At 40.2% G+C, this 23366-nt stretch carries 24 protein-coding genes and 1 pseudogene; 1 reads left to right on the top strand and 24 read right to left on the bottom strand.

What is annotated here, in order from left to right:
* Window positions 1-15: 15 nt before the first annotated feature.
* The 3 genes from mnmA to cysK (CPRO_RS05025) form a co-directional block, all read right to left on the bottom strand.
* Window positions 16-1110 (bottom strand): tRNA 2-thiouridine(34) synthase MnmA, encoded by a 1095-nt coding sequence (mnmA, locus tag CPRO_RS05035; protein WP_066048591.1) that lies wholly within the window; start codon window positions 1108-1110, stop codon window positions 16-18.
* Window positions 1111-1331: 221 nt separating this feature from the next.
* Window positions 1332-2186 (bottom strand): alpha/beta hydrolase family protein, encoded by an 855-nt coding sequence (locus tag CPRO_RS05030; RefSeq protein ID WP_066048587.1) that lies wholly within the window; start codon window positions 2184-2186, stop codon window positions 1332-1334.
* 199 nt (window positions 2187-2385) lie between these two features.
* A complete protein-coding gene (gene cysK, locus CPRO_RS05025) occupies window positions 2386-3318 on the bottom strand; it encodes a cysteine synthase A (protein WP_066048585.1) in 933 nt (310 codons plus the stop codon).
* Between the two features lie 236 nt (window positions 3319-3554).
* Between cysK (CPRO_RS05025) and CPRO_RS05020 the strand changes: the two genes are divergently transcribed.
* Complete coding sequence (locus CPRO_RS05020; protein WP_066048583.1) at window positions 3555-3983, top strand: RrF2 family transcriptional regulator; 429 nt, start codon at window positions 3555-3557, stop codon at window positions 3981-3983.
* 161 nt (window positions 3984-4144) lie between these two features.
* Here CPRO_RS05020 and CPRO_RS05015 read toward each other — a convergent pair whose 3' ends face one another.
* The 21 genes and pseudogenes from CPRO_RS05015 to CPRO_RS15225 all read right to left on the bottom strand — a co-directional run.
* Window positions 4145-5329 (bottom strand): pyridoxal phosphate-dependent aminotransferase, encoded by a 1185-nt coding sequence (locus CPRO_RS05015; RefSeq protein ID WP_066048580.1) that lies wholly within the window; start codon window positions 5327-5329, stop codon window positions 4145-4147.
* A gap of 27 nt (window positions 5330-5356) precedes the next feature.
* Window positions 5357-6673 (bottom strand): phenylacetate--CoA ligase family protein, encoded by a 1317-nt coding sequence (locus tag CPRO_RS05010; protein WP_066048576.1) that lies wholly within the window; start codon window positions 6671-6673, stop codon window positions 5357-5359.
* 12 nt (window positions 6674-6685) lie between these two features.
* Window positions 6686-7579, bottom strand: a complete 894-nt coding sequence (locus tag CPRO_RS05005; RefSeq protein ID WP_066048574.1) for a thiamine pyrophosphate-dependent enzyme — start codon at window positions 7577-7579, stop codon at window positions 6686-6688.
* Window positions 7576-8742, bottom strand: a complete 1167-nt coding sequence (gene porA / locus CPRO_RS05000; RefSeq protein ID WP_066048571.1) for a pyruvate ferredoxin oxidoreductase — start codon at window positions 8740-8742, stop codon at window positions 7576-7578. The genes CPRO_RS05005 and porA overlap by 4 nt, the downstream gene beginning before the upstream one ends.
* Window positions 8742-9032, bottom strand: a complete 291-nt coding sequence (locus CPRO_RS15230) for a 4Fe-4S binding protein (RefSeq protein WP_066048568.1) — start codon at window positions 9030-9032, stop codon at window positions 8742-8744. The genes porA and CPRO_RS15230 overlap by 1 nt, the downstream gene beginning before the upstream one ends.
* Entirely contained in the window at window positions 9029-9565 is a 537-nt protein-coding gene (locus CPRO_RS04990) for a 2-oxoacid:acceptor oxidoreductase family protein (protein ID WP_236782391.1), read from the bottom strand. Before CPRO_RS04990 ends, CPRO_RS15230 begins: the two co-directional genes overlap by 4 nt.
* Window positions 9566-9588: 23 nt before the next feature.
* Window positions 9589-10251 carry a methionine ABC transporter permease gene (locus CPRO_RS04985; RefSeq protein WP_066048563.1) on the bottom strand — a complete coding sequence of 221 codons (663 nt, stop codon included), beginning with the start codon at window positions 10249-10251 and terminating at the stop codon, window positions 9589-9591.
* Entirely contained in the window at window positions 10241-11257 is a 1017-nt protein-coding gene (locus CPRO_RS04980) for a methionine ABC transporter ATP-binding protein (protein ID WP_066048560.1), read from the bottom strand. Before CPRO_RS04980 ends, CPRO_RS04985 begins: the two co-directional genes overlap by 11 nt.
* 382 nt (window positions 11258-11639) lie before the next feature.
* Window positions 11640-12482 (bottom strand): MetQ/NlpA family ABC transporter substrate-binding protein, encoded by an 843-nt coding sequence (locus tag CPRO_RS04975; protein WP_066048558.1) that lies wholly within the window; start codon window positions 12480-12482, stop codon window positions 11640-11642.
* Window positions 12483-12852: 370 nt separating this feature from the next.
* On the bottom strand, window positions 12853-13785 hold the full coding sequence (locus tag CPRO_RS04970) for a LysR family transcriptional regulator (protein WP_066048555.1): 933 nt from the start codon (window positions 13783-13785) through the stop codon (window positions 12853-12855).
* Between the two features lie 128 nt (window positions 13786-13913).
* Window positions 13914-14825 (bottom strand): PLP-dependent cysteine synthase family protein, encoded by a 912-nt coding sequence (locus CPRO_RS04965; protein WP_066048552.1) that lies wholly within the window; start codon window positions 14823-14825, stop codon window positions 13914-13916.
* 2 nt (window positions 14826-14827) lie between these two features.
* Complete coding sequence (locus CPRO_RS04960) at window positions 14828-15985, bottom strand: trans-sulfuration enzyme family protein (protein ID WP_066048549.1); 1158 nt, start codon at window positions 15983-15985, stop codon at window positions 14828-14830.
* Between the two features lie 78 nt (window positions 15986-16063).
* A complete protein-coding gene (locus CPRO_RS04955; protein WP_066048545.1) occupies window positions 16064-16528 on the bottom strand; it encodes an S-ribosylhomocysteine lyase in 465 nt (154 codons plus the stop codon).
* The gene (locus tag CPRO_RS04950; protein ID WP_066048542.1) at window positions 16525-17439 is read right to left on the bottom strand and encodes a class I SAM-dependent methyltransferase; all 915 of its coding nucleotides are present in this window, start codon (window positions 17437-17439) and stop codon (window positions 16525-16527) included. Before CPRO_RS04950 ends, CPRO_RS04955 begins: the two co-directional genes overlap by 4 nt.
* Window positions 17440-17572: 133 nt before the next feature.
* On the bottom strand, window positions 17573-17707 hold the full coding sequence (locus tag CPRO_RS15895) for a hypothetical protein (protein WP_257721888.1): 135 nt from the start codon (window positions 17705-17707) through the stop codon (window positions 17573-17575).
* A gap of 29 nt (window positions 17708-17736) precedes the next feature.
* Window positions 17737-18666 carry a cysteine synthase A gene (gene cysK / locus CPRO_RS04945; protein WP_066048539.1) on the bottom strand — a complete coding sequence of 310 codons (930 nt, stop codon included), beginning with the start codon at window positions 18664-18666 and terminating at the stop codon, window positions 17737-17739.
* A gap of 408 nt (window positions 18667-19074) precedes the next feature.
* Window positions 19075-19959: a transporter substrate-binding domain-containing protein gene (locus CPRO_RS04940; RefSeq protein ID WP_066048536.1), complete on the bottom strand. Its 885-nt coding sequence runs from the start codon at window positions 19957-19959 to the stop codon at window positions 19075-19077.
* Between the two features lie 46 nt (window positions 19960-20005).
* Window positions 20006-20791 (bottom strand): amino acid ABC transporter ATP-binding protein, encoded by a 786-nt coding sequence (locus CPRO_RS04935; protein ID WP_066048533.1) that lies wholly within the window; start codon window positions 20789-20791, stop codon window positions 20006-20008.
* A gap of 5 nt (window positions 20792-20796) precedes the next feature.
* On the bottom strand, window positions 20797-21471 hold the full coding sequence (locus tag CPRO_RS04930) for an amino acid ABC transporter permease (RefSeq protein WP_066048530.1): 675 nt from the start codon (window positions 21469-21471) through the stop codon (window positions 20797-20799).
* Complete coding sequence (locus CPRO_RS04925; RefSeq protein ID WP_066053719.1) at window positions 21452-22111, bottom strand: amino acid ABC transporter permease; 660 nt, start codon at window positions 22109-22111, stop codon at window positions 21452-21454. The genes CPRO_RS04930 and CPRO_RS04925 overlap by 20 nt, the downstream gene beginning before the upstream one ends.
* Window positions 22112-22887: 776 nt before the next feature.
* Window positions 22888-22971 (bottom strand): annotated as a pseudogene (locus CPRO_RS15225) (transposase); the annotation flags it as partial.
* Between the last annotated feature and the right edge of the window lie 395 nt (window positions 22972-23366).

The following is a 23366-nucleotide window of genomic DNA, read 5'->3' as shown; positions in this document are numbered from 1 at the left end:
GTAACTCCGTCTATTTTATTCGGGTAGAACTCCAGAAATTGTTCCACCGCCAACTACCACATCACCATCATATAAAACCAACGCTTGTCCCGGCGTAATTGCCCGTTGAGGGGTATCGAATTCCACCCTCACTTGTCCATTTTCCAAAGGAGAAACCGTAGCCCATTGTTCCTGTTGGCGGTAACGGGTTTTGCCCTGAAATCTCATAGGCTTGTCTAAATCCTCAAAGGCAATCCAGTTCATGTCATCAGCGATTAAGACTTTGGTATAGAGGGCAGATTCAGGCCCCACGGTAACCGTATTTTTGTCCATGGACTTCCCGCAGACATAAACAGGTTCTCCCATAGCCAAACCCAAACCCTTCCGCTGACCTAAGGTATAGCGTACTGCTCCGGTATGTTTTCCAACGATATTTCCCTTTTGATCCAAAAAGTCACCGGCTGGGTAATGTCTGCCCGTATATTCCTCCATAAATTTTGTGTAGTCTCCATCAGGAACGAAGCAAATATCCTGACTATCATGCTTTCTGGCATTGACAAAATGCAATTCGTCTGCCAACGCTCTCACTTCTTTTTTCCGTAAGCTTCCCAAGGGAAACAGGGTGTGAGCCAGCTGACTTTGGGTCATTGTATAAAGAGCATAGCTTTGATCCTTGGTATTATCCAATGCTTTTTTCAATAGATAGCGCCCGGTTTTTTCATCTTGTTCAATCCTTGCATAATGCCCTGTTACAACGTAGTTTAAGTTCTTCTCTTGAGCGAATCTCAAAAGCTTATCAAACTTCATATAACGATTGCAGTCAATACATGGATTGGGCGTTCCGCCATTTTCATAAATACGTATAAACTTTTCTATGATTTTTTCTCGAAAATCCATGGTAAAATCCAAAACCTCATAGGGCATGTCCAGCTGAAAAGCCACCTCGCTGGCATCATCAATATCCTTCTGTGAACAGCATGTACGAAAATCACATCGCCCAATATCTTCATTACGGTATAGGCGCATAGTCGTTCCCTCACAATAATATCCATTTTTCTTCATAAAGTAAGCGGCAATGGAGCTGTCCACACCACCGCTCATGGCAATCAAAGCACGCTTATTTTCCATCATTTTTTATCCCCGCAATCTTTTCATTCTCCACAGCATACAATAAAATTCATATTCTTAATGTACCCGAAAAACAAAACATCTATTTTTCTTTTTTAAACGCAAACATGGTCAATTGCCATCAAAAAATTGAAGAGCAATTGACCTTTATTAATCTGTTTAATACTTTTTCTACAAAACCACAAATGAATCGTATGTCGTTCCTTTTACTTTTAAATGCTTTATTATTGAGATAGGCTAAGCTCTTTTTCAGAAGAAACTTCCCAAAAGTAATCCGTTACAATGCGAATCAGTTCCAAACGATAATCAGCCGCACAATGGTCCGTCTGTAATGCGTGCACCCTTAACTGTGTGCCTCCTGTTGAAAGAATTCCTTTTTCTAAAGGATGGCAATGGTGCTTGGGTGGCGTTTGTGTATCCAATAAGGCTTCCACGCATAAAACAGGCTTCTTTGCCAACTGCCACGCCAGCGTTTCCAAAGGGAAAATAGAACGATTCTGTTTTATTTCTTCTAAGAAAAGCTCCACTTTTGCACCACGCAGCCACAAAGTACTTTCTTCTAAAATTTGATATAAACTTTCACTTGCCGCCCCATCCTCCTCTTTGATTCGGAAAAACCTTCCGATATCACAAGGCATTAGCAAAGCACAAGCGGCAATCTCCTTTCGCTTTGCACTTAACTGTCCGCAGACAAAACCACCTAAGCTATGACCAATGGCATATATACGGCTTTTATCTATACTGTAGAATTTATCTTTCAACATAAAATCCAATACCGTTTCTGCATCCTCCAAATTGTTTTTCAGAGAGTATTCTCCATCACTGCCCCAACTTCCACTGTAATGAAAGGTTAGTACATGCAAGCCTTCTCGGCGAAGAGCTTGCGCTACATCTAAATTTTGCTCATTTCCTGGTATTCCATGGAATAAAAGAACCAGTGGGTGGGGTCCCTTGCCTCCCGGGGTATATAATGTAGCCAAAAGCTTACCCCGAGGGCCGGGAATGATAATGCCTATTTGATTGGGACGGTTTGGCACATCGCCATAATGAATTTCACCATAATTGATTAAGGATTTCATAGACTCCACCCCACTTGTATTTTCTATCTGCTCATGTGCTCTTTTCCTTTGTACTCAAAATGAAATCTCAATCCATTTTTTCATTCCGTCTTTATATGCATGCTACCATTATCATACTATGTTTATTGGTAATATTAGCACGTCACTTCTACCTTGTCAATGGACGAAAACCATAGAAAGGCCTTGCATTTTCTGTTAATCAATCCACAAACATCGGTGTGGAAAGGTAACGCTCTCCTGTATCAGGTAATAACGCAACAATGGTTTTGCCCTTATTTTCAGGACGCTTTGCCAGTTGAATCGCCGCCCACAAAGCAGCTCCAGAGGAAATACCAACCAAAACGCCCTCAGATCTACCAATTTGCTTTCCTGTTGCAAAGGCATCCTCGTTTTCAACCGGAATAATTTCATCATATATTTCTGTATTCAGAACTTCAGGTACAAAGCCAGCACCAATCCCTTGAATTTTGTGAACCCCGGGGGTACCCTTGCTTAAAACAGGAGAAGCGGCAGGCTCTACGGCAACCACTTTAATCTCTGCATTCTTACCTTTCAAATAGGAGCCTACCCCTGTGACTGTACCGCCTGTGCCAACACCTGCTACAAAAATGTCCACATTTCCATCGGTATCTTCCCAAATCTCGGGGCCTGTTGTAGCCTCATGAACAGCTGGATTGGCAGGGTTTACAAACTGCCCGGGAACAAAACTGTTGGGGATTTCCTGAGATAACTCCTCCGCCTTTGCAATGGCACCCTTCATGCCTTTTGCCCCATCTGTCAAAACCAGCTCTGCTCCATAGGCTTTCATCAATTGACGACGTTCTACACTCATAGTTTCAGGCATTACAATAATAATTCTATAACCCTTTGCCACAGCAATTGCCGCCAAACCAATGCCTGTGTTTCCTGAGGTAGGCTCAATAATTACTGAATCCGGCTTTAAAATACCTCTTTGCTCTGCATCGTCCAACATGCTTTTCGCAATTCTATCCTTTACAGAACCAGCGGGATTAAAGTATTCTAATTTCGCAAGAATTTTTGCTTCCAGTGCGTATTCCTTTTCGATATGGGTCAGTTCCATTAACGGTGTTTTTCCTACTAATTGATCTGCAGAAGTGTAAATTTTACTCATAATAAATTCCTCCATTCATAATCACTCTTATTATTATTATCATGTCACCTTATATCATTTTCATTACACCGATAAGGCAACGCTTTTTCTTTTATCCTATAAACTAAGTAGGTTTATAGGTATAATATGCTTTCTTTTCTAATTTGTCAATAGGAAACAGGAGTTTTTTATAAAAATTTTGTTTGCTTTCCTATTTACCCTATTATATAATAGGTTTAAGCTTGGAGGGATTTTTTATGATGATTTCAACAAAAGGAAGATATGCATTACGCGTTATGATAGACTTAGCAGAACATCCAGGAGATTACGTTCCTTTAAAGGAAATTGCGGAAAGGCAAGAAATCTCCGAGAAGTATTTAGAGATTATTCTAAAATCTTTGGTTCGTGAAAAATTCTTAATCGGTCAAAGAGGAAAAGGCGGTGGCTATCGCCTAAGTAAAGCCCCTGATGCTTACACAGTGGGCAGTATTCTGCGCTTGACAGAGGGAAGCCTGGCCCCAGTTGCCTGCTTAAATGAAAAATCTGAGCAGTGCACCCGTGTCCATGATTGCCGTACCCTTTCCATGTGGCAAGGGTTAGATAAGCTGATTTCCGAATATCTAGACGGAATTACCATCGCTGATTTAATGGCTTCTTATCAACCGGGAGATAACTATATTATCTAAAATCAGTGTTGAATTATAGCTATGATTTAGTAAAAAATAAAAGTGCTTTCTCATTCTACAAACTTCAAATTAGCATTAGAAAAGACATGGTTCCTCCCTGTAAGAACCATGTCTTTTCTTTATGCCTATGTGAAACACAAATAAAGTGCCACATTCAGACCTTACAATTTTAATAATTGCTTTTTGGGTGCAATTTTTTTACGGAAGTCCGCTAATCTATTTAAAGCTTCATTCAATGTATCTTCTTTTTTTGCAAAATGCAGACGCACCAAATGATTTACATTCTCTCTAAAAAAGCTGGAGCCGGGAACCGCCCCAATGCCCACCTTTTCTGCCAAAACCTCACAAAACTCTAAGTCACTCTCAAACCCGAACTCCGAAATATCAAGCAAAACATAGTATGCCCCTTGGGGATTGGTATGGATAATACCTAAATCATCCAAGCCCTTCATAAACAAGTTTTTCTTTGCCGTATAGACCCCTCGAAGCTTTTCATAATATTCATCGCCAAATTTTAATCCAGTTACTGCCGCTTCCTGCAAAGGTGCTGCTGCGCCTACCGTTAGAAAATCGTGTACCTTTTTTGCCACATCGATAATCTCAGGGGGTGCAATGATATAACCTAAGCGCCAGCCCGTAATAGAATAGGTTTTTGATAATGAACTGCAAGAGATGGTGCGCTCCCACATTCTTGGCAACGATGCAAAATAAACATGCTTGAATGGTTCGTAAATAATATGTTCATATACCTCATCGGTAATGACAAAGGCATCATACTTCTCCGCAAAATCGGCAATGATTTTTAGCTCATTATAGGTGAACACCTTACCACAAGGGTTAGATGGATTGCAAAGAATGAGCGCTTTTGGCTTTTGTTTGAAAGCTGCTTCCAATTCATCAGGGTTAAAGTTAAATTCAGGGGGATATAGAGGTACATAAATAGGCTCTGCGCCACAAAGAATCGTATCTGCACCATAATTTTCGTAAAAAGGCGAAAACACGATTACTTTATCCCCTGGGTTTGCCACGGTCATCATGGCAACCATCATGGCCTCCGTACTGCCGCAGGTAACGACAATTTCTCCATTTGGATCAATATTTCGCCCCATTAATCGTGACTGTTTCACAGCCAAAGCTTCTCTAAAATTCTGCGCCCCCCATGTAATGGAATATTGGTGAAAATCCTCATTGGAAACCTGTGCTAAACGGGCAAGAATTTCCTTTGGAGGATCAAAATCAGGAAAGCCCTGAGACAAATTTACAGCATTATATTTCATTGAAACCCTTGTCATTCTTCTAATCACAGAATCAGTAAAGGTTTCCGTTCTTTTTGAAAGTTGCGGCATAGTTCCATCTCCTTTAATTAAATTCTCCTAGTTACGTTCATCAATAATACGCTTTGATTTGTGCTCCGAGCGGGTATTTAACCCTCCGTCAGGATGAACCTTAACGTCAGAAGGCTTAACGCCAATTCTTGCCTTCAGTGCATCAGAAACCAAGGCTTCAATTCTTTCATCGGGTTCTGCATTGTCAGCATTGCGCTCAATCTCCACGGAATATTTGCAAGTATAGTCTTTCTCAAAAATGCGCACAAGATACTCCCCTGTGATGCCTTTTATATCTCGAATAACAGCCTCAATGTCACTGGGAAAAACATTTACCGCAGAAACGATAAACATGTCGTCCTTTCTGCCATTAATATGAATTCTTCCATGGGTACGTCCACAGGAACAAGGTGTATTGTCTATCCAACCAATATCACCTGTGCGAAAACGCAAAAGAGGTCTTGCGTGTTTACGCAAAGTGGTATACACCAGCTCACCCACTTCTCCGGGAGGTAAAATTTCTCCTGTTTTCAGGTCAATCGTTTCCACCAAAATGTGATCCTCAGCGATATGTAAGCCATCCTTCGCCTCGCACATTGCGGCACACGCACCGAAAATATCAGAAAGCCCGTAGAAGTCAAAAACCTCTGCACCCCATAAATCTTCAATTGCTTTTCTTGTGGAGTCAATGGAACCACCTAGCTCTCCTGCTACGATAATTTTTTTAATTGCCAAATCCTTTTTCGGATCGATACCGTTTTTCATTGCTGTTTCCCCCAAATGCCATGCATATGAAGGGCTGGTCCATATTATGGTAGGTTGATAGGTTTTCAAAACATATAACAACCGTTCGCTGGGCAGCGTCCCTCCCCATATACATAGAGCACCAAGGTTCTGAGCACCAATGACATCAGGCCCCCCAACATAGAGGGAAAAATTCAATGCATGAACATAGCGATCCTTTGGCCTCATGCCGATTTGCCAGAACCAACGGCTTTCCGCATCCTGAAATTCATCAAAATCTTTTTTTGTAAAAGGACTCATAGTAGGAACACCTGTAGAACCCGAAGAAGTGGAAATAAAAATAACCTCCTCCTCTGGTACAGCGCAAAGCTCACCCAAAAAGGAACCAACCCCTTGGGTATCTCGCTGTGTCGTTTTATCTATAAACGGAAGCTTTTGAATATCTGCCAATGTCTGAATATCTTCTGGCTTTACCCCTGCTTCGTCAAAACTTCTTTTATAATAGGGCGCATTTTCATACGCAAATTGAACAATTACCTTTAAGTCTTTTAGTTGGCGCTTTTCCAGCTCTGCTCTTGGCAATGTTTCCAATGCTTCATCCCAATATTTTTTCTCGCTCATGGCTTATTCCTCCTAATTCACTTTATAATTTTTCAAAATGGACTCCCATTTTTTATCACGGGATGCTGTTACTGCTTGTATATCTTCATCCGTAAGCTGAGCAAAACGGCTTTGATTTCTAAGATAAGCTTCTACATCTGTAAATTCTGTGGGTTTATAATTTAAAATAAATTCCTCGTTCTCATATTCCGCCAGATACCACAATCCGCACTCCACAATCTCCTTAGCAAAATCAATGGTTTCATCTGTAGCAGTGCCCCAACCCGTAGGACAAGGCGCAATGACATGTATGTATTTTGTACCTTTGATTTTTGATGCCTTTTCCACTTTGTTCATAAAATCGTTCAAAAAACCAATGCTTGCTGTAGCGGCATAAGCAATGCCATGAGCCGCGGCAATTTCAAACATATTCTTTTTGGGACGAAGATTCCCCCGAATATTTTTCCCTGCCGGGGTAGTAGTTGTTTTTGCGCCAAAGGGTGTTAAGGAGCTTTTTTGTATTCCCGTATTCATATAAGCTTCGTTGTCATAGCAGATATATAAAATATTATCGTTGCGATCAATGGCTCCAGAAAGAGCTTGAATTCCGATATCGGCGGTGCCGCCGTCTCCGGCAAATCCCACCGCATGAAAATTGGTAATTCCTTGCGCACGCAGGCCTGCCTCAACCCCCGTCAGCATAGAAGCTGTTCCTGCGAAGGTTGAAATCATTGCGTTGTTCCCAAAGCAAAGTTGGGGAAAATTAAAACCTACGGCAGACATACAGCCCGCAGGAAGCACCGCAATGGCGCCCTCTCCCAAAACCTTTAACGCAATACGAACCGCTAAGCTTCCTCCGCAGCCGGCACATGCTTTATGTCCGTAAAAAAACTCTTCCTCATTTAACGTTTTTGCAGTTAAGCTCATGGTTGGTTACCTCCCATTCCTAAAAAGCTTATAGTGCTCTTTTCCAATCGTAATGCATCAAAAATATCTTCAATCTCTTGGGCTGAAATATTTCTTCCTCCAAGCCCTCCAATAAAATTGGAAGAAGGAACTGATAATCCGGCTTTTTGTAATGCAGAATTAACGTTAGTAAATACCGTGCCTTCATTTCCAAAGGAAATATCCTTTTCTAAAACCCCAATTGCTTTTGCATTCTTAACAGCAGTAGCAATTTCCTCATTGGGAAATGGGCGCATATAGCGTATCCGCAACAGCCCTACCTTTTCCCCCTTTTCACGAAGCTGATCCACAGTTTCTCTTACTAAGCCTGCGATACTTCCCAATGTGATAATGATATACTCCGCATCCTCTGTCTGATAGGTCTCTATCAAACCCGTGTATTCTCTACCAAAAATCTTTGAAAATTTATCTTCTGCTTCTGAAATTGCGTCTTTTGCTCGTAAAATTCCCAAATGCTCTTTATATTTGAACGCTGTATTATGGTCTGGGCCTACAGAAAAAGCCAAATTTCTGGGATTGGATAAATCCAATTTATTTTCTGTTTTATATGGTTGCAGAAATAAATCTGCTTCCTCAGCCTCAGGAACCTCCACCACCTCATAAGTGTGGGTTAATACAAATCCGTCTAAATTTGCCATAAAAGGAGTAGAAACTGCCTTATGTTCCGCAATGTAATAGCTCATCAATGCCAAATCCAAGCTTTCCTGAGCATTTTCTGCATATGCCTGAATCCAACCGCAATCTAGAAGGGAAAGGGAATCCCTTTGGTCTCCGTAGATATTCCAAGGTAATGCTGTGGAGCGGTTAGCATTCATCATAACAATAGGAAACCGTCCGCCGGCGGCATAGGTTAGACACTCCGCCATGTATAATAGTCCTTGGGAAGAAGTAGCCGTAAAGGCACGTGCCCCCACCGCCGAAGCCCCAATGGCACAAGAAAGTGCGGAATGTTCTGATTCCACATGAATAAATTCTGCTCGTAAGCTGTTGTCCTCCACCATCTCTGATAATTTTTCCACCACAATGGTTTGGGGCGTAATGGGATATGCGGAAATAACCTGTGGGCGAGCCAGACGAATGCCATAGGCAAATGCCTCGTTACCCGATAAAAATTGTTTAGCCATTATTTTTCCACCTCCATGTTGATTGCCCCGAAACGGCACATCTTTTTACAGATGCCGCAACCTTTGCAAAAATCATAATCTAACGTAACTTTATTTCCTTCCCTAGAAATCACACCGTCGGGACAGTATAAATAACACTGTAAGCATCCAACGCATTTCTCCAAATCAACCACAGGCCGAATATTACGCCAACCTGCATTTTTTGTAACCAGAAAACCCGCTTCATATGCGGTGTTATCAGGGATATCTGAAAGTGCAGTAGGAACTTTATCTCTCAGATAGGGCTTCATAGAACCACCTCCCTATGTATTTCTACCGCCGCCTGTTGCACTGCCCGAATATTTCTATCATGCAACTTTGCAGGCATATGTAGCTGAATTGCCTCTTTGATGTCCTGAAGACCTATCCCCTCAAACACTTCAGCAAAGGCACCTAGCATAATGGTATTGGTAATCGGCTGTCTCAAAATTTCACCGGCAATGCTGTCTGCATCTATTGTCAGAATTCGTGGGTCGTTAATGCTTTGCTTTGTATTCAGCAATACTTTTCCATCCGCATTAAGCTCCTTCAGAATGCCCTCGGTAAAAAGGGTGTCATCCAGAAAAATAATATAATCTGCTTTATTAACCTCACTTCTGTTTACCACAGGCTTTGTATCTAATTTTGTAAAAGCCTGTATTGGCGCACCTCTTCTTTCAGGTCCAAAAGAAGGAAATGCCAGGGCATATTGATTTTCATGGGAGGAGTAAGCCACACCCAAAAGCCTTGCGGCAGTAAACGCACCCTGTCCTCCCCTTCCATGCCATCGAATATTTATCATCATTCATACCTCCACTTTCATTTGTTTTAGCCACCACTTCTTTTATTTGCTTTTTTTGCTATGGTATCACCAAAAAGCTGAATCCCCTGGACAATGATGACCAAAATCAGTACACAAAGGAGCATCACATCCGTTTCATATCTTTGATACCCATATCGAACTGCCAGATCCCCAATTCCGCCACCACCAACAGTTCCTGCCATTGCAGAATAACCAATGAGAGAGATGGTTGTTACGGTAATTCCATTTATTAGACCCACTCGAGCCTCAGGAAGAAGAATACCAAAAATAATTTTTATGGGATGGGCGCCACAGGCACTGGCTGCCTCCAAAACACCGTTATCCACCTCCGCAAAAGCGGCTTGTGACAGCCTTGCGTAAAATGCAATTGCGGTAACGGTTAATGGAACTACCACTGCCTTGGGGCCTATATTAGTACCCACAATCATCTTTGTAATGGGCATTAATGTAACCAACAAAATAATAAAAGGAATTGAACGAAGAATATTAACAATGATTCCGCAGATTTCGTTTACTATTTTGTTCCGAAAGAAAAGCTTTGAGGTAGTCACATATAAAAGTAATCCAATCACGCCACCCAGAAGAATGGATACAATCAAGGAATTCCCTACCATAAATAAGCTTTCCAATAGTGCCGTAGTAAGGGCACCTTGCAGATTAAAATTCATTTGCACCCACCTCCACTCTTAGGGTTTTTCTTCTGATATAATCAATGGCATTTTCCACATCCCTTTTGTCACCTTGAACGCTCACAATTAAAGTGCCCACAGGAACATGACTGATATAATCGATTTTTCCGTGCAAAATGCTGATATCCACATTGTTGGTTTTAATTGCATTTGAGAGGATTGGCTCCGTGGCCTCACTGCCCAAATATGTAATCTTGATAATATTTTTCTCACCAAACTGAGTAATGATTTCAGAAGGCAACTCATAATTCTCTGAGTTGGAAATCAGTTTTTTTGTAAACTCATTTTTCGGTTTTGAAATAATATCAATCACCTTTCCACTTTCTACCACACTGCCATCTTTCATCACTGCCATTTCATTACAGATCATTTTAACCACATCAATTTCATGGGTAATCATGATAATGGTGATGCCATATTTTTGATTGATACTCTCTAAAAGCTTTAAAATCGAAACTGTAGTTTCAGGGTCAAGGGCACTGGTGGCCTCATCGCAAAGCAATATATTTGCATTGTTTGCTAATGCTCGAGCAATTCCAACTCGCTGTTTTTGACCGCCGCTAAGCTTTGCAGGGTATTCTTCGCTTTTATCCCTAAGCCCCACCAGCTCCAACAGTTCATCTACACGTCCTTTTATTTCCCCCTTCGGTACATTTGCCGCCCGTAGCGGGAACTCCACATTTTTGCGAACGGTCTTGTTCGCCGCCAAATTAAAGTGCTGAAAAATAATACCAATGTTTTGACGATAACGCCTGAGAGATTCCCCTCGGAGGTGATTAATCACTTCTCCATCTACAATCACCTCTCCCGAAGTAGGTTGTTCCAGAAAATTAATTGTGCGAAGCAGTGTGCTTTTTCCTGCCCCACTTGCTCCCACCAGACCGTATATTTTCCCTTTCCCAATATGAAGGGTTACATCATTTACTGCATGCAATTCTCCATTTTTTTGTGGAAAGCTTACACTCACATTTTTAAATTGAATCATAGCCATCCCCCAATCTTTTTCAAAGTAGTTCTCAAAACATTTTAAAATTATAACTAAAAATTAAGAAACGCCAAACCGTGTTCCTTTGCCTTTGCCTAAACAAATCCAACATAGAGCAATGAGCAAATAGAACTATAATCAAACAAAAGTGATAAAAGCCTGCACTGCTATTGAAACAAACCAAAAACCTTTTGTATTCCCCAATACTTTTGAATTACAGAGAAACCAGATGTGATAAATATGAAGCGCCCTTAACAAAACTGAATGATAAATAAGCCCATTGAATGTGTTTACTTAAAAGCACACATATTTTTTGATTTTGTGTTCCATCGTGGGTGCCGACTAAACCGAAACCTCACATTTCTCTGTTTCCAATCCATGCTTACCAACCCACTGGCTTTTGGAATGTATAGAAAATTCCCTTGGGATCCTCAATAATAGACTTAAAAGTGTCATTTGTAGCCGCATCTTTGATATCTGCAACAAATTGAGCACTAAGGTCTTCTGTTCTCACAGCAATCACATTAACATATCCTTCGGCCAATGTTTCATTGAATAATGCGGCAGAAAAATCAAGACCTGCACTGATGGCAAAGTTTCCGTTGATAACAGCTAGGTTCGCACTATCAAGGGTACGGGGAAGTTGAGCCGCTTCCGTAGGCACAATTTTTAAGTTATGAGGATTTTTGTCAATGTCCTCAGGGATTGCCTTTGCTTTGTCAGTTTCCGCCTTTAACGTTATGAGCCCTGCCGCCTCTAAAACACGAAGACCACGAGCCTGATTTGTTTCATCATTGGGTATGGTTACCGTTGCACCGTCGGCCACCTCTTTTAAGCTCTTGGTGGTATTTGACCAAATACCCATGCCCGCTGTGGGAACTTCCGTTACAGGACTTAAATCCAGCTTATGCTCTGTGGAGAAGTTTTTCAGATAGATGGAATGCTGAAACAAATTCACATCAATTTCTTTGTTTGCCAAGGCATTGTTTGGCTGAACATAATCACTGAACTCTATGTACTCAAATTTATAACCTTTCGTCTCCAATTGAGGCGCAATTGCGGTTTTCCACATATCACCGTAAGGGCCCGGGCAAAAACCTACTTTAAGTGTTGTAGGAGAGCCATTGTCAGCCCCAGCTGGTGCTTCCTCTTTTTGCTTTGCACAACCACCGATAGATAAAATCAACAAAATGGATAAGCATATTGAAATAATTTTTTTTGTCATAAATGAACATCCTTTCTATGTATAAATTCCTAATTTTTGAAATAAAAAAGAAGCCTCTATTTTTCGGCTTCCAAGAATACATTGCGAGGGATATTTTCACAAACTGCGTACAATTCTACACTTTTTGCATACAACATCGGCTGACACAATGATCCTTGGTCCGCAACATTCGCATACACATATGCATGTTTTCCAATCTTGTAAAATCTGTTCTCATAACTACCTCTCCCCTCAATGTTTTTTAATACAATACCATGGGTATACCCATTTGTCTAATATCCTATAGGTATAATAGGTTATAGATTAAACCTATATGGCTTTAATTATAAATACATACACTGAATATAGTGTAACACCTATACTATGATTATTACTTTTTGACTTCATATTGCTTTAATTCATTCTGAATAATCTGCAGATAAAGCTTCCCCATTTCGCTAAGAAGCATATTTTTTTTCACGATATATCCAATTTCCATAACGCTGTTTGGATTGTCATGATCAGCCTCAAAAGGAACTGCCACAAAATCTGTTCCATTCAATTCATCACTAATGATACCGGAACACAAAGTGTATCCATTGAGTCCAATCATCAAATTTAGCATAGTGGCACGGTCATTTGCCTTGATGGTTCGTGCATACTCATTGGTACTGAGTAATTCCTCTGCGAAAAAAAAGGAGCTGTTATCCCCCTGTTCAAAAGAAAGACATGGGTAATTTTCAAGCTGAGAAAGCTGGATGGACTTGCTGTTTGCCAAAGGATGCCCCCTCCACAAATAAACATAGGCACTACATTCTATGAGCTTATGAAATTCTAGATTATGAGACTTCAACAGCTTTAACATAATCTTACGGTTAAAATCACACAAATAAAGAATACCTATCTCACTTTTCAAGGTATCCACATCCTCAATGACCTCCATGGTTCTTGTCTCACGAATGGCAAATTCATATTCTGCCGTATTAAAGCATTTCACCATTTCAATAAAGGCTTGCACGACAAAGGAATAATGCTGGGTTGAGATTCCGAATTTCTTTTTTAAATTTCCTGTTTTCCCGTACTTTTCCAATAAATTTTCATACTGATTATAGACTTGCCGTGCATACAAAAGAAACTCCACGCCATCATTAGTCAGCGATACACCCCTCCCGCTGCGATGAAAGATTACAATTCCTAATTCCTTTTCCAATTCCTTTAGGGCATTTGTCAAAGATGGCTGGGCTATATATAGTAGCTCTGCCGCTTTGTTTAGCGAACCCGTTTCCGATATGGTAATCGCATAATGCAATTGTTGCAACGTCATAAAATTCCTCCTTTTCAAATGATGATTAGATTTTTTATATTCTAATGCCAATCTTTAGATTTTTCAATAAAAGAATCAAAATGCAGAGGAAAAACCTATATATGTTAGCCCTCTGCATATAAGTATAATTATACATAAAGATTTTTACTAAAGTAACGATCTCCTCGATCTGGCAATACGACTACGATATTGCCCTGTACTCCCGACGCAATCAATTTTAAGGCGGCGCTAAGGGCTGCACCTGAGGAAGACCCTGCAAAAATTCCTTCCTTCGCCGCTAAAATCCTTGCTCCCGCGAATGCCTCATCATCAGTTATCTTTATAACCCGACTCACCAAGGTCATATCCATGGTTTCTGCAATAAAATCATTTCCAATACCCTCTATATCGTAATCCCCATGTTCTCCACCACCCATGGTAGATCCAACAGGGTCGGCAAGTACACCAATTACCTCATCATCCATCTCTTTCAAATAACGCAGAGCACCTGTATATGTCCCGCCACTTCCTGCACCTGCAACAAAATAATTCACTTCTCCATTTAAATCCCGATAGATTTCAGGTCCTGTAGTTTCGTAATGCGCTAAGGGGTTACTCTGGTTTTTAAACTGTTCTAAGGAAATGGCATTGGGGATGGATGCACGAAGCTCCTCCGCCTTTTTCGCCGCACCCAGCATTCCCTCTTCCCTTGGTGTACTGACGATTTCTGCCCCTAGGGCACGCATAAGGGTTTGCTTCTCAGCAGAAAACTTGGTGGGCACAACAAATATCACTTTATACCCACTATTTAGTGCCGCAAAAGCAATTCCCAAACCAGTATTCCCTGCCGTTGCTTCAACAATGGTTTCCCCTTGTTTTAAAACACCTCGTTCCTCTGCATCTGCCAGCATATATTTTCCCGTTCTGTCCTTCACACTGCCTGAGGGGTTATACAGCTCTAATTTGGCAAAAAGCTGTACCCCTTTGGGTAAATCTAAATGATTCAACTTCACAAGGGGGGTGTTACCAATTAAATCTTGCATAGATTCATAATAAGCCATAATTATCCCTCACTTTCTGCAATTGCCTGTTCTAAATCCAAGATAAGGTCTTCAATTCCTTCTATGCCGATGGATAATCGGATTAATGCATCGCTGATACCGATTTCCTGCCTCTTTTCTTCAGGGATGGAGGCATGGGTCATGGTAGAAGGATGGCATACAAGGCTTTCCACACCTCCTAGGCTTTCTGCGAGGGCAATTAATCTCAATGAAGAAAAAAACTTATTTATATTGTACTTTTCTTTAAGTTCAAAAGAAATCATAGCTCCGCCATTTTTTGCTTGCTTTTGATTGATTTCATACCCTTGGGCATCTGCAAAACCTGGGTAGTATACCTTCTTTACCCCTTCATGATTTCGCAAATATTTTGCTACGTTAAATGCGTTTTCTACATGTCGATCCATACGAACACCTAGCGTCTTTATTCCACGAACCAGCAGAAAAGAATCAAATGGCGCCAGAATGCCCCCCGTGGCATTTTGTATAAACCCAAGGCGTTCCGCCAGTTCTTCTGTATTTACAACCACCAACCCTGCAATAAGGTCACTATGTCCACCCAGATATTTTGTAGCGCTATGTACAACAATGTCCGCTCCAAGCTCCAGGGGTCTTTGAAGGTAAGGTGTCATAAACGTATTATCCACAATGGTTAATATCCCTTTTTCTTTGGCAATTGTTGCAATTCCTGCAATGTCCGTCACCGTTAAAAGGGGATTTGCAGGGCTTTCTATCAGAATCGCCTTTACATCTTCGGTCAGTCTTTCTTTCAGGCTATTTAAATCGGTGGTATCTTCAAAAGCATATGAAATGCCAAAATTTCGAAATATTTTATCTAAAACACGAAAAGTGCCACCATATACGTTCTTTGAAATAATGATACGGTCACCTGACTGAAACAGGCTTAAAACTGCGGTAATTGAGGCCATACCCGAAGAAAAGGCAAACCCCGCTTTTCCCTGTTCAAGCTCAGCAATCAATGTTTCCACTGCATGTCTGGTGGGATTGCCTGTACGGGCATATTCCCAGCCTTTGTGCTGTCCTAATCCCTCCTGCTCAAAGGTGGATGTTTGATAGATGGGAACGTTTACTGCCCCAGTAAATTTATCACCGTAAACTCCACCATGGATAAGGGCTGATTCAAATTTCTCATAATGCGCCATATTTGCGACCTCCTTATTTTAAAAAGTGTTATTTTCATAACGACATATATTCACCTTATTGTGAAGTAACCAATAAAATTATTCTATTTTATACACCATTTTCTCCTCTGACCAATGCTCTAAAACAGAAAGTATCTCCTTTGCATTGTCTTTTGCCGATTGCAAATCATGTTCCAGATAATTTCCGCATTCACAAGGTTGACTCCCCGGAATCTCTCCTTCAAAATTTGCGATAAATTCAAATGCATCTTTCACCAGCGCAAGAGCATCTTCATGGCTTACCTTATCTCGAAGGAGAAGATAAAATCCTGTTCGGCATCCCATAGGCCCTACATAAATAACATTTTCAGAAAACTCGCTGTTTCTGGCAAAAGTAGCAAATAAATGCTCAAAGGTATGTATGGCTCCATTTGCCAAATAATCACCGTCGTTTGGTTTTTTCATACGGATGTCATAGGTAACAATATCACCATCAATTCTAGAAACGTACATTCCTTCGTGCAGAATATCATGATTCACCTCAAAGCTTGCAATTCTTTTCATACTGTCCCCTCCTCTTTATTTGCCAAAATCAAATGAATATTTTCAAACGCCTTCTGTCCGTCCGTTCTGTTTGCAAAATAAGCATTCTGAATTCTCTCAGGATTTAAGTGGGCTTCCACAGAAAAATGATGCCGACCTAAAGCCGCCTTTACATCGGCAAACTCAAGCCCTTGCTTCATTTGCTCACCTAAGCTTTCCGTCGCTTGTGTCAGACGATAAACCCGCTCCACAGGATTTTCTCCAAACGTAGTTTCATCAGGATAATCAAACACAATTTTATTTCCCGGGATTGATAAAGCGGCAATTTTTTGAATGGTTTCCTCAAACACAGGCAAAGTCAAATAATAGGTCACGCCCAAGATTGCAAAATACGTGGGTACTAATGGGTCAAATCCTGCGTCTTTCAAGGTTTCCACTAAATCATGCTTTGAAAAATCAATCGGCACATACTGCACATTCTGGGGGATAGTCCATTCAAGCTTCTGAATTTTCTCCATTTTATAACGCTGTGTGTCGGGATGATCCAATTCAAAAATGCGAATATCTGTATTTGGATTGCGGAAAGCAAAGGTATCCATTCCAGCCCCACAAATTACATATTGGCTTTTACCATGCTTGTTGGCAAAATTCATAAGCTCAGTTTCTGCATAGGCAATACGTGAAAGCAAAATCGGGGTTAAATAATGGTCAATCAAGGGATAGGTCAGTTTCCCCGAAAAATCTGTTTGCAACGGGGATTGGGTAATGCCAAATGTATTTTGCAAAATCATGCCGACCTCTTCATATTCTTCCTTCCCCATCATGTCGTAAGCAAGATAGTCATCAAATATTTTTTGTCTAGCATGGTTTGAGTGATACGCACGGGCAAAGGAGCACATTTTGGCAGTCATACTTTCTCTCATATCTATCATAAGAATCACCTCTATATATTGATTTATAAAAAAACTCCCCCTGTCTTTTCCACATGAATGCTGTTTAAAAGACAAGAGGAGTTTTACCAATGTTTTTATCTAGAAATATTATTAAATGCATAATATCACTGCTTTAAACCAAAGGTAAATTTCCCTCCTGCTTACAACAGCATGCATTATAATAAAACACTTCCAACACAGAAAGAGCATCAAAAACGTAAGACTTTATTGTTATCAATTTTCTTTCTATATTTCTTTTCAATTTCATCTTACGCCCTCCGCTCTTTTGGTTTCATATTATTCGGAAAACATAGGCGTTGTAAGATAACGCTCCCCTGTATCCGGTAAAATCACTACAATTATTTTCTCTTTGTTTTCGGGTCTTTTTGCTATTTCTGCCGCGGCAAATGCAGCTGCTCCCGAAGAAATACCAACAAGCAATCCTTCTTTTTGTGCCAAGAGTCTTCCTGTCTCGAAAGCATCTTCATTCTCCACTGCAAACACTTCATCATAAATTTCTGTGTTTAAAATTTCGGGTATAAAGCCCGCTCCAATCCCCTGAATTTTGTGAGGGCCTGCAATCCCTTTTGAAAGAACGGGAGAACCAACAGGTTCAACGGCAATTACCTTTATATTGGGGTTTTGGGCTTTCAAATACGCCCCTACACCTGAAATTGTTCCACCGGTACCTACACCTGCAACAAGAATATCCACCTTACCATCGGTATCCTTCCAAATTTCAGGGCCAGTGGTTTTAAAGTGCACCGCAGGATTTGCCTCGTTGGTAAACTGGCTGGGAATAAAGCTGTTTGGATTCTCTTCCGCCAGCTCATTTGCCCGCTCAATAGCACCTTTCATGCCTTTAGCACCCTCGGTCAATACAAGCTGAGCACCATAAGCCTTCAATAAGTTGCGTCGTTCAATGCTCATTGTTTCCGGCATAGTCAAAATAATTTTATATCCTTTTGAGGCAGCCACAGCCGCAAGACCAATTCCTGTATTGCCACTGGTTGGTTCAATAATGATTGTATCGGGCTTTAGCAGACCTTTTTCCTCAGCATCCTCTAACATTGCCTTTGCAATTCTATCCTTCACACTGCCGGCAGGATTAAAATATTCCAGCTTGGCAAGGATTGTAGTGTCAAGTTCCTTTTGGACACTATAGCAATTTAGTTTTAAGAGAGGGGTTCCTCCGATTAGATCCGTAATCTTGTCAAATGTTCTCATATCAGTTTCTTCTCCTTCAATTCAATATGATTGCCTACTCAAATTTGAATCTCATCAGCAACAACATCGTTTCAATACTCTAATATGCATATGTCTCCCTCTTCCTAAGGTATTTTCTTTATTCCTATATACCTATCGAATTTATAGGTTTTATTCTAACATAGCCATTTTATGCTGTCAACAGAAACTTTTAAAATAATAGGAAATTCAGTTCCTTAAAAATACAAATTTCTTGATTTTTAAACTATGCAATAGAGAAGAAATCAAATGCTAATAAAGACATCAAAACATTCATAACGTTTAAACTGTTTACTTTTCCTGAGAAATCTCTCATTTTCAACTCTATACAATAAAATATGCATATAAAAACGGAGGCCAAAATTGACCTCCGCATCATTGTTTTAAAATTTATTGAACCTGACCGCCTTCAACAACCAAACTATCTTCAAACTCCAGACCATAGGTATCTACCAAAGTTGCTTCATAATTTGCATGGAAGAACTTCTCATTCCCCAGGCTCTTGATTTCTTCGTTAATCCAATTCAAAAGAGTCTCGTTTCCTTTGGACACTGCGGGCGCAATGGTATCCTGACTGCCCAAAGAGGGAATACCAACGGTATAGCCTTTATTTTGCAGCGCAAATGCTATTACTTCTGTATTATCATTTGCCCATGCAACACCATTCCCATTTTCCATTGCATTTTTGGCTGTGGCATAAGAATCATACTTTTGCAAAGGAATATTGGGATAATTCTCAATTAAAAATGGCTCAGCTGTTGTGCCTGAAATAACAATCATTTCATCCTTGGGATTCCAATTATCCAAGCTTTCGATGACCTTGCTTTCAGGAGAAACAACCCCAAGGGCAACATTCATATAAGGCAGAGCAAAGTCAACCTTCTCTGCACGTTCTTTTGTTACAGTAAAGTTGGCAAGTATGACGTCAACCTTACCTGTCTCTAAATATTCAATGCGGTTTGCCGCTTCTGTAGATACATAATTGATTTTCACACCCAAATCTTCACCAAGACGGTTGGCGAAATAAACGTCATATCCCTGATAGTCCCCATTCTCATCTACATATCCAAAAGGATTTTTGTCTGAAAAAACGCCTATGTTGATTGTGCCGCTTTCTTTAATTTCATCTAATGTACGGTAAACAACCGCCTTCTCCTTGCCTGCATTTGCCCCGTCTCCAGCTTCCTTAGAGTCCGCCTTTTTTCCACATGCGGTAACTGCCAAAGCCAGTGTCATTGCCATTGCTAATGGTACCATTCTCTTCAAATTCATCATAAATCTTCCCCTTTTCATTATTATAATTGTATATGTCCAACTCTCCTTATGCATTCTGTTGCACAGATTCTTCCGCTTTTGGAGATTTGACTGCATGAAATTCAAACATATTTAAAAATTGTCTTGCTCTCTCTGTTTTTGGTTTCTCAAAAAACAGTTCTGGTGAAGTATCCTCTAGAACCTTTCCGCTATCCAGAAAAATAATTCGGTCTGCCACTGCCCTTGCAAATTGCATCTCATGAGTTACAATCATCATGGTTCTTCCTTGTGACGCCAAATTCAGCATAACATCCAAAACCTCCCGCACCATCTCCGGGTCAAGGGCGGCAGTTACTTCATCAAAAAGAAGGATTTCAGGATGCATACATAATGCTCTCACAATAGCAACTCGCTGTTTTTGTCCTCCTGAAAGCTGTCTGGGGTAGCTGTTTTCCTTGCCAATGAGACCAACACGCCCCAAAAGTGCCAGAGCCTCCTCTCTAACCTCTTCTTTTTTTCGATTTTGTACTATAGTTGGTGCCAGCATTATATTCTCCAATACCGTTAAATGGGGAAACAATTCATAACTCTGAAAAACCATCCCTATTTTTTGACGAAGGGCTACAAGGCTTTTACTCTTTTGATCAATCTTCTCTCCATCTAAGCTGATTTGCCCTCCTTGAATCGGCTCCAACGCATTGATGCATCGAAGAAGGGTACTTTTTCCGCAGCCGCTAGGGCCAACAATGACGATAACCTCACCCTGATGCACAGTAAGATTAATGCCATCCAAAACGGTGTTTTCGCCAAACGTTTTTGTTACCTGTTCCAATGTTAATATTGGTTCTGACAAAAAAATCACCTCCACTTCATTTCCAAATGTTTTGCCAGCATACTAATGGGCCAGCAAGCGATAAAATACAAAATAAAAACTGCTAAATAAATGCCGAATGCCCCATTAGGACTGGACATGCGGTTTGCCTCAATCATCTGCTGGGCAACTTTAAGCACCTCTACCACACCAATCATCAAAATTAAGCTGGTGGTTTTAATCATTCTTGTAATAAGATTAATGGATAATGGAATCAATCGCCTAACAGCCTGCGGAATAATAATATATAAATACGTTTGCACCTTGCTAAGCCCCAAAGCTTCACTGCTTTCATACTGATGCTTGGGAATGGAAATCAACGCTCCTCGAACCAAGTCGCTCATTTCCGCTGTTCCCCAAAGGGTAAAAACAAGAATTGCCGCCATCTCACCTGATAAATCCCAACCAAAGGTTTTTGTAGTACCAAAATAAACGAGAAATAAAAGAACCAACTGGGGCATGATACGAATAAATTCCAAATATAACCTTAAAATTATTTTTGTAATAGGATTCTTCCATGTCATCAGAGCACCCAACAATATCCCAAGGGGAATGCTGATGGCAACTGAAATTAAGCTGATTTTTAACGCTACCCATAATCCCCCCAAAAGGCGAATCATGTTACTTCCTTTTAGTAAAATTTCAAGACCCAAATCCGGCATAGCGCAGCCTCCTTTCCAGCAAGCTGCCCAAAATAGAAATCGGCAATAGTATGATTAGGTAAAAAACCACCAGCAAAAACAGGCTTTCCGTTGTTTTATAATATAGGCCAATGAGGTCTTTCGCCGTAAACATCAAATCCATCAAGCTGATTGCACTAAATACACTGGTTTCTTTCATCAAAAAAATTATGTTAGCCATAAAAGCAGGAATGGTTACAGAGATAGCTTGAGGAAGTACCACATACCTCATTATCTGATATCGATTCATTCCAAGACTCAGTGCACTTTCTGTCTGAATGACTTCTACTGCTTCCAAGCCACTTCGAAACGCCTCTGCCATATAACTTCCACCCAAAAACGCTAACCCAACAATACCGCAGGTTGTGGCATTTGTCTGGATTCCAATTTTGGGTAAACCATAGTATAGAAAGAACAACTGAACCAGCAAGGGTGTGTTTCGACTTAATTCTATGTAAACCCCCACTATCCTTTTAAAAAATGGAACTTTGTAATATTGAATAATCGCACATATAAATCCCAGCATAATGGCAAACAAAATACCAATCAGCCCAATCTTAACTGTGAGCCACGCCGCCTTCTGATACAGCGGTAAATATTCCCATATAAATTCCCAATTCAGAATTACCGCCTCCTTTATTATTTTCACTGTAGTAAAGCGTTTCGTTACAATGACAAGGGTTCCCCAAATCAAGGAGCATCTCTTTTTTACATCACCAACTTCTTTATATAAAAAGCCTGAAATCTCTATCGGCCGAAATCCAATGTTTCAAATCCTACATATTTCATGTAGCTTGCATCTCTTTATTCTTTTAGTGCCTGTAATTCAGATTTCTGTAAGTGGGCACAAAAAAACCCGGGCTTCTATATCTCCCGAGCAAATGGCATAACAATCCTCTGTATCAAAGGATTCTCATAGGCGCGAAACAATGTCTATCGAAGCACCTTGCCATATATAATGCCCGAGGGAAACCCTGTGACAGCAACACATATTTTTCATATCGGAAATATCTTTCAAAATAAACATTGTTTCCACCTCCTGAAACTTTTTTAATTCCTAGTGGTATCATACTCGCATTAACCTATTTTGTCAATAGGTTAATTGGTATTAATTTTACCTACTCTTTTCTTCTCATAGAAACATAAAATCCGTTTTTAAAATAAATAATGCCATTATGATGCAAAAGAATACTCTTCAATAAACCAGTAATTCGAGTTTCTTTGAAAGGATGAAGAATTATCTAATAAATTGTACCAAGAACTTGGAAAAAAGCCTTGCCCACTAGAGACACCACCCCAAAGAGTAAACATCCATTTTGTTACTTGCAGCCCTTAAAAGGGCTGGTTTCCGAAATACATAATTGTTCGCCTAATTCATCCTCGTTTAGTTGATTGGATTTTTTCATAATAAAATATTTTTCTCCTATATTTAAGTGCAAATACTATATGATATTTGCAATTCCACGTCGTAAGATAAACTATTTATGTTGTTAAGACCATATTAAAACTCCCTTCGTTATATTCTTTGCAGGTGGCTGACTACAAATTTTATTATAACGAAGGGAGTTCCTTTTTTCGCCTCATCGCCGTAGGCTTTTTAGTACCAAGCGTCAAACGCTGGTTTTCTTTTCCACAAAAAAATACTCACTTTTAATCGGAAAAGCATAAGTGAGTATTTCCATTTGGTTCTTACATATACAATCCGTATAGGGCAAGAAATATGTTTGTTTCCATATAGAAGCAATTTATCTGCACGACAATGAATTGCCAGACTTTAAACTAAATCTCTTTGGATGGAGGCTCATAATTTTACGCTGCTTTTTCTGATTTATGCGTCCATTTTTAATTCGTATTGATTTGGATAACATACATTCAGC

It is taken from the genome of Anaerotignum propionicum DSM 1682, assembly GCF_001561955.1.
GTDB classification, from domain to species: domain Bacteria; phylum Bacillota; class Clostridia; order Lachnospirales; family Anaerotignaceae; genus Chakrabartyella; species Chakrabartyella propionicum.
The sequence above is the reverse complement of the archived record's forward strand: the minus strand, read 5'-3'. Positions and strand labels throughout refer to the sequence as shown.

What these genes read in the sequence shown, in the direction of transcription:
- CPRO_RS04970 (WP_066048555.1), bottom strand. Translation starts at nt 13,785, where the DNA reads ATGACGTTGCAACAATTGCATTATGCGATTACCATATCGGAAACGGGT.
- CPRO_RS04965 (WP_066048552.1), bottom strand. Translation starts at nt 14,825, where the DNA reads ATGGCTTATTATGAATCTATGCAAGATTTAATTGGTAACACCCCCCTT.
- CPRO_RS04940 (WP_066048536.1), bottom strand. Translation starts at nt 19,959, where the DNA reads ATGATGAATTTGAAGAGAATGGTACCATTAGCAATGGCAATGACACTG.
- CPRO_RS05020 (WP_066048583.1), top strand. Translation starts at nt 3,555, where the DNA reads ATGATGATTTCAACAAAAGGAAGATATGCATTACGCGTTATGATAGAC.
- cysK (WP_066048539.1), bottom strand. Translation starts at nt 18,666, where the DNA reads ATGAGAACATTTGACAAGATTACGGATCTAATCGGAGGAACCCCTCTC.
- CPRO_RS04980 (WP_066048560.1), bottom strand. Translation starts at nt 11,257, where the DNA reads ATGATTCAATTTAAAAATGTGAGTGTAAGCTTTCCACAAAAAAATGGA.
- CPRO_RS15895 (WP_257721888.1), bottom strand. Translation starts at nt 17,707, where the DNA reads ATGAAATTGAAAAGAAATATAGAAAGAAAATTGATAACAATAAAGTCT.
- CPRO_RS05015 (WP_066048580.1), bottom strand. Translation starts at nt 5,329, where the DNA reads ATGCCGCAACTTTCAAAAAGAACGGAAACCTTTACTGATTCTGTGATT.
- CPRO_RS04930 (WP_066048530.1), bottom strand. Translation starts at nt 21,471, where the DNA reads ATGCCGGATTTGGGTCTTGAAATTTTACTAAAAGGAAGTAACATGATT.
- CPRO_RS15230 (WP_066048568.1), bottom strand. Translation starts at nt 9,032, where the DNA reads ATGAAGCCCTATCTGAGAGATAAAGTTCCTACTGCACTTTCAGATATC.
- CPRO_RS04960 (WP_066048549.1), bottom strand. Translation starts at nt 15,985, where the DNA reads ATGGCGCATTATGAGAAATTTGAATCAGCCCTTATCCATGGTGGAGTT.
- CPRO_RS04955 (WP_066048545.1), bottom strand. Translation starts at nt 16,528, where the DNA reads ATGAAAAGAATTGCAAGCTTTGAGGTGAATCATGATATTCTGCACGAA.
- CPRO_RS04985 (WP_066048563.1), bottom strand. Translation starts at nt 10,251, where the DNA reads ATGAATTTTAATCTGCAAGGTGCCCTTACTACGGCACTATTGGAAAGC.
- CPRO_RS05030 (WP_066048587.1), bottom strand. Translation starts at nt 2,186, where the DNA reads ATGAAATCCTTAATCAATTATGGTGAAATTCATTATGGCGATGTGCCA.
- cysK (WP_066048585.1), bottom strand. Translation starts at nt 3,318, where the DNA reads ATGAGTAAAATTTACACTTCTGCAGATCAATTAGTAGGAAAAACACCG.
- CPRO_RS05010 (WP_066048576.1), bottom strand. Translation starts at nt 6,673, where the DNA reads ATGAGCGAGAAAAAATATTGGGATGAAGCATTGGAAACATTGCCAAGA.
- porA (WP_066048571.1), bottom strand. Translation starts at nt 8,742, where the DNA reads ATGGCTAAACAATTTTTATCGGGTAACGAGGCATTTGCCTATGGCATT.
- CPRO_RS05005 (WP_066048574.1), bottom strand. Translation starts at nt 7,579, where the DNA reads ATGAGCTTAACTGCAAAAACGTTAAATGAGGAAGAGTTTTTTTACGGA.
- CPRO_RS04975 (WP_066048558.1), bottom strand. Translation starts at nt 12,482, where the DNA reads ATGACAAAAAAAATTATTTCAATATGCTTATCCATTTTGTTGATTTTA.
- CPRO_RS04950 (WP_066048542.1), bottom strand. Translation starts at nt 17,439, where the DNA reads ATGATAGATATGAGAGAAAGTATGACTGCCAAAATGTGCTCCTTTGCC.
- mnmA (WP_066048591.1), bottom strand. Translation starts at nt 1,110, where the DNA reads ATGATGGAAAATAAGCGTGCTTTGATTGCCATGAGCGGTGGTGTGGAC.
- CPRO_RS04990 (WP_236782391.1), bottom strand. Translation starts at nt 9,565, where the DNA reads ATGATGATAAATATTCGATGGCATGGAAGGGGAGGACAGGGTGCGTTT.